This window comes from Streptomyces tricolor (assembly GCF_002155905.1).
In the GTDB taxonomy this organism is placed as follows: Bacteria; Actinomycetota; Actinomycetes; order Streptomycetales; family Streptomycetaceae; genus Streptomyces; species Streptomyces tricolor.
Genome location: NZ_MUMF01000774.1, coordinates 1 through 5,434, shown reverse-complemented (window position 1 = coordinate 5,434; position 5,434 = coordinate 1). Strand labels below are relative to the sequence as shown.

The 5,434-nt window shown below is 73.1% G+C and carries 4 protein-coding genes; 2 read left to right on the top strand and 2 right to left on the bottom strand.

What is annotated here, in order from left to right; translation table 11 throughout:
- Positions 1-753: 753 nt before the first annotated feature.
- Together CCN44_RS39250 and CCN44_RS39245 are read right to left on the bottom strand one after the other, a co-directional pair.
- Complete coding sequence (locus CCN44_RS39250; protein ID WP_059253044.1) at positions 754-1,569, bottom strand: inositol monophosphatase family protein; 816 nt, start codon at positions 1,567-1,569, stop codon at positions 754-756.
- Between the two features lie 8 nt (positions 1,570-1,577).
- The gene (locus CCN44_RS39245; protein WP_059253043.1) at positions 1,578-2,705 is read right to left on the bottom strand and encodes a ferrochelatase; all 1,128 of its coding nucleotides are present in this window, start codon (positions 2,703-2,705) and stop codon (positions 1,578-1,580) included.
- A gap of 185 nt (positions 2,706-2,890) precedes the next feature.
- Between CCN44_RS39245 and CCN44_RS39240 the strand changes: the two genes are divergently transcribed.
- Positions 2,891-4,129, top strand: a complete 1,239-nt coding sequence (locus CCN44_RS39240) for an MFS transporter (protein ID WP_059253042.1) — start codon at positions 2,891-2,893, stop codon at positions 4,127-4,129.
- Positions 4,089-5,408, top strand: coding sequence for a D-arabinono-1,4-lactone oxidase (locus CCN44_RS39235; RefSeq protein WP_086703866.1), 1,320 nt, complete (start codon positions 4,089-4,091; stop codon positions 5,406-5,408). Before CCN44_RS39240 ends, CCN44_RS39235 begins: the two co-directional genes overlap by 41 nt.
- Positions 5,409-5,434: the final 26 nt, after the last annotated feature.

Below are 5,434 nucleotides of genomic sequence, written 5' to 3'. Positions count from 1 at the left end.
CGCGCCGAGATCCCTTGACGTCCGGGGTCTCCCCGCACGCCGGGGCCCCTTCGCAACGCCCGGGTCTCTTCACATCCGGGGGCCTGCGCACGCCGAGGCCCCTTGACGTCCGGGGTCTCCCCGCACGCCGGGACCCCTTCGCAACGCCCGGGTCCCTTCACATCCGGGGGCCTGCGCACGCCGAGGCCCCTTTACGTCCGGGGTCTCCCCGCACGCCGGGACCCCTTCGCAACGCCCGGGTCCCTTCACATCCGGGGGCCTGCGCACGCCGAGGCCCCTTGACGTCCGGGGGCCCTTCACGTGCGGGGTCACGCCGGGGTCCCCCCGCGCACCAGGGTCGCCTCACCGCGTGCCGGTCCCTCCACGACTACGGCATCATCCGAGCCCGCACGGGGCTGGTCTCCGGCCGGTCTGCCGGCGCCCGCTCCAGGCACCGAGGCACGCGCAAGACCACTGACGCCCGCTCCGGGCCGTCGGCACGCTCACCGGCTGCGGCGCCCTTCCGCCTGCCGGCGCCCCCCTGGCCCCCTCCGGTTCGCTCGCTCCGCCTGCCGATACCCCCGGCCGCCGACGCCCACTCCAGACCACCCACGCCCGCTCCGGGCCGCCGGCACGCGTCCGCCTGCCGGCGGCTCCTGCTGCTCCCGGCGCCCACCCCGTCCGTCGGCGCCTTTCAGCCCGGTGGCAGCGGTTTTCCGTCGCTCTGGTGCTCGGCGGCGGTCGGCGGTGTCGGGCCTTCCGCGGACCGCCGGCTCAGTCGTGCCACGCTCCGAAGTCCTCCAGCAGGCGCTGGAGGGGTTCGAACACGCCCGGGGCCCCCGCGACGGTCAGGTCCGGTGACGGCCGCTCTCCGGGGCGCCCGCCCGTCAGCGCGCCCGCCTCCCGGGCGATGAGGTCCCCGGCCGCGAAGTCCCAGGCGTGGAGACCCCGCTCGTAGTACCCGTCGAGCCGGCCGCAGGCCACGTCGCACAGGTCGACCGCCGCCGAGCCGCTGCGCCGGATGTCCCGCAGCAGCGGGAGCAGCCGGGCGGCCACCTCGGCCTGGTGGGTGCGGACCTCGGTGACGTAGTTGAACCCGGTGGAAACCAGGGCCTGGTCCAGCGGAGGCGCGGGACGGCAGGCGAGCGCCCGTTCGCCCTCCCACGCGCCGGTGGCCCACGCCCCGCCGCCGCGCACGGCGTGGTAGGTCTCGCCCCGCATGGGCGCGGCGACGACTCCGACGACGGTCTCGCCGTCCTGCTCGGCCGCGATGGACACCGCCCAGGTCGGCAGGCCGTACAGGTAGTTGACCGTGCCGTCGAGCGGGTCGATCACCCAGCGCACCCCGCTCGTGCCCTCGACGGAGGCGCCCTCCTCACCGAGGAAACCGTCGTCGGGGCGCCGCCCGGAGATCAGATCGGTGATCAGCTTCTCCGCCGCGATGTCCATCTCGGTGACGACGTCGATCGGGCTGGACTTCGTCCTGGCCACGGCCAGGTCGGCGGGGCGGCCGTCACGCAGCAGCGCGCCGGCGTGGCGGGCGGCCTCCTGGGCGAGTTCGAGCAGGTCCCGGTGCAGGGCGTCGGTCACGGGTCTCCTCAGGCGTAGGGGCTGTCGGCGCCCGCGGCGGCGGGGCGGGGGGCACGGGCCGGGCAGCAGCCGACCGGGCAGAGGTGGTGGCTGGGGCCGAGCGCGCCGAGGGCGCAGGGAGTGACCTCCTGGCCGCGCTCCACGGCGGCCCGCTCCAGGATCAGCTCGCGGACGGCCGCCGCGAACCGCGGGTCGGCGCCCACGGTGGCCGAGCGGCGCACCGGCAGGCCCAGCTCCTCGGCCTTGGCCTTCGCCTCGGTGTCGAGGTCGTAGAGGACCTCCATGTGGTCGGAGACGAAGCCGATGGGGGCCATGACCACGGCCGGGACGCCGGCGGCGTGCCGCTCCTCCAGGTGGTCGCAGATGTCGGGCTCCAGCCAGGGGATGTGCGGGGCGCCGGAGCGGGACTGGTAGACGAGTCGCCAGGGGTGGTCGACGCCGGTGCGCTCGCGGACGGCGTCGGCGATCAGCCGGGCGACGTCCAGGTGCTGCTCGACGTAGGCACCGCCCTCGCCGTGGGCCTCGGCGGGGCCGGAGCTGTCGGCGGCGGAGGTGGGGATGGAGTGGGTGGTGAAGGCGATGTGGGCGCCCGCGCGGACGTCCTCGGGGAGGTCCGCGAGGGAGCGCAGCACACCGTCGATCATGGGTTCGACGAAGCCGGGGTGGTTGAAGTAGTGCCGCAGCTTGTCGATCTTCGGCAGCTCCAGGCCCTCGGCCTCCAGGGCCGCCAGCGCGTCCGCGAGGTTCTCCCGGTACTGGCGGCAGCCCGAGTAGGAGGCGTAGGCGCTGGTGGCGAGGACGAGGATGCGGCGCCGGCCGTCGGCCACCATCTCGCGCAGGGTGTCCGTCAGGTACGGCGCCCAGTTGCGGTTGCCCCAGTAGACCGGCAGATCCAGGCCGTGGTCGGCGAAGTCCTTGCGCAGGGCTTCCAGCAGGGCGCGGTTCTGGTCGTTGATGGGGCTGACCCCGCCGAACAGGAAGTAGTGCTGCCCGACTTCCTTGAGGCGTTCCTTCGGGATGCCGCGCCCGCGCGTGACGTTCTCCAGGAACGGGACCACGTCGTCCGGGCCTTCGGGGCCGCCGAAGGAGAGCAGGAGCAGGGCGTCGTACGGGGTGGCATCGAGCGCGTCTGGCATGAGTCGATCCTGCCACCCGGCACTGACAGCGGGGAAACAGCGAGGCGAAGAGTCTGGTTGCAGTTGATTGAGACGGGTTTGTCCCCCCGTTTTCCGTCCGCGTCGCCCGGGTGCAATTAGGGTCACCTAACTCGTAAGCTGTATCAGCCGCATTCGCGCCTTACTGAGCCGCTCCGGAGAACCACGTGCCCAGCCCTTACAGAGCCCTCTTCGCCGAGCCCGGCACCAAGGCGTTCTCCGCCGCGGGATTCCTCGGCCGGATGCCGCTGTCGATGATGGGCATCGGCGTGGTCACGATGGTCTCCCAGCTCACCGGCCGCTACGGCCTCGCGGGTGCCCTGTCGGCGACCATGGCGCTGTCCGCCGCCGTGCTGGGGCCGCAGATCTCCCGGCTGGTGGACCGGCACGGGCAGCGCCGGGTGCTGCGCCCGGCGACCCTGGTCGCCCTGACCGCGGCGGCCGGACTGCTGCTCGCCGCCCACTTCCGGTGGCCGGACTGGGTGCTGTTCGTCTGCTCGGCCGGGATCGGCTCGGTGCCGAGCCTGGGCGCGATGATCCGGGCCCGCTGGGCGGCGCTGTACCGGGGCACCCCGAAGCTGCACACCGCCTATTCGTTCGAGTCGGTCGTGGACGAGGTCTGCTTCATCTTCGGGCCGATCATCTCCATCGGCCTGTCCACGGTCTGGTTCCCCGAGGCGGGTCCCCTGCTGGCCGCCTGCTTCCTCGCGGCCGGGGTCTTCTGGCTGACCGCCCAGCGCGCCACCGAGCCGGAGCCGCACCCGCGCGAGCGGCACGGCGGCGGCAGCGCCCTGCGCGCGCCCGGGCTCCAGGTGCTGGTGGCGACCTTCGTGGCGACCGGCACGATCTTCGGGGCCGTGGACGTGGTCACCGTCGCCTTCGCCGACGAGCGCGGCCACAAGGGTGCCGCGAGCGTGGTCCTCGCGCTGTACGCGGCCGGTTCCTGTGTGGCGGGCGTGGTCTTCGGACTGCTGCGCTTCAGCGGTGCGCCGGAACGCCGCTGGCTGCTGGGCGTGGCGGCGATGGCCGTGAGTATGATCCCCCTCCTACTGGTCGGAAACCTGCCGCTTCTGGCCGTGGCGCTGTTCGTTGCGGGGCTGTCCATCGCGCCGACGATGATCACGACGATGTCCCTGATCGAAGAGCACGTACCTCGCGCGCAGCTCACCGAGGGCATGACCTGGGTGAGCACCGGCCTCGCCGTCGGCATCGCGGTCGGCTCCTCCGTGGCCGGCTGGGTGATCGACGCGGCCGGAGCGCGGGCCGGGTACGGGGTTCCGGCCGTGTCCGGGGCCGTCGCGGTCGCGGTCGGTTTCCTCGGGTACCGCCGGCTGCGCAGGCCGGCCGCGGGTCGGGGAGGCACCGTTGAGCAGCACAGCGAGCGGGAAGAACGGCACCTGGCGTAACTGGGGCGGCACCGTCTCCGCCCGGCCCGCCCGGCAGGTGGAGCCGGCCTCGGCGGAGGAGCTGGCCGCGGCGGTGCGCCGGGCCCGGGAGGACGGCCTGAAGGTGAAGGCGGTCGGGAGCGGGCACTCCTTCACCTCGATCGCCGCCACCGACGGGGTGCTGATACGCCCTCACCTGCTGACCGGCATACGCAGGATCGACCGTGCGTCCATGACGGTCACGGTCGAGGCGGGCACCCCGCTCAAGAGACTCAACGCCGCCCTCGCGCGCGAGGGCCTCTCGCTCACCAACATGGGCGACATCATGGAGCAGACCGTCTCGGGGGCCACCAGCACCGGGACGCACGGCACGGGCCGCGTGTCCGGCTCCATCGCCGCGCAGATCAAGGGGCTCGAACTCGTCACGGCCGACGGCTCGGTGCTCACCTGCTCCGAGAAGGAGAACCCGGAGGTCTTCGCCGCGGCCCGCATCGGCCTCGGCGCCCTGGGCGTCGTCACGGCGATCACCTTCGCCGTCGAGCCGCTCTTCCTGCTCACGGCGCGCGAGGAACCCATGCCGTTGGAGCGGGTTCTCGCCGAGTTCGATCAACTGTGGGCCGAGAACGAACACTTCGAGTTCTACTGGTTCCCGCACACCGGCAGCACCAACACCAAGCGGAACAACCGCAGCGCCGGCCCGGAGCAGCCGGTGGGGCGGCTGGCGGGCTGGTTCGAGGACGAGTTCCTCTCCAACGGCGTCTTCCAGGTGACCCAGTGGGTCGGCCGCGCGGTGCCCGCGACGGTTCCGGCGATCGCGCAGATCTCCAGCAGGGCCCTGTCCGCGCGGACGTACACGGACATCCCCTACAAGGTCTTCACCTCGCCGCGCCGGGTGCGCTTCGTGGAGATGGAGTACGCCGTCCCGCGCGCGGCCCTGGTGGCGACGCTGCGCGAGCTGAAGGCCATGATCGAGCGCTCCCGCCTGCGGATCGGCTTCCCGGTGGAGGTGCGCACCGCCCCGGCCGACGACATCACCCTGTCCACCGCCTCCGGCCGGGACAGCGCCTACATCGCCGTGCACATGTTCCGGGGCACGCCGTACCAGGCGTACTTCACCGCCGCCGAGCGCATCTTCACCGCGCACGAGGGGCGTCCGCACTGGGGCAAGGTGCACACGCGGGACGCGGAGTACTTCTCGCGGGTGTATCCGCGCTTCGGCGAGTTCACCGCCCTGAGGGATCGTCTCGACCCGGATCGGCTGTTCCAGAACGACTACTTGCGGAGGGTGCTGGGGGCGTAGGCGTCGTGGCGGGCGCGGTGGTCGTG

Coding starts and splice junctions, on each gene's coding strand:
- CCN44_RS39245 (WP_059253043.1), bottom strand. CDS start 2,705: ATGCCAGACGCGCTCGATGCCACCCCGTACGACGCCCTGCTCCTGCTC.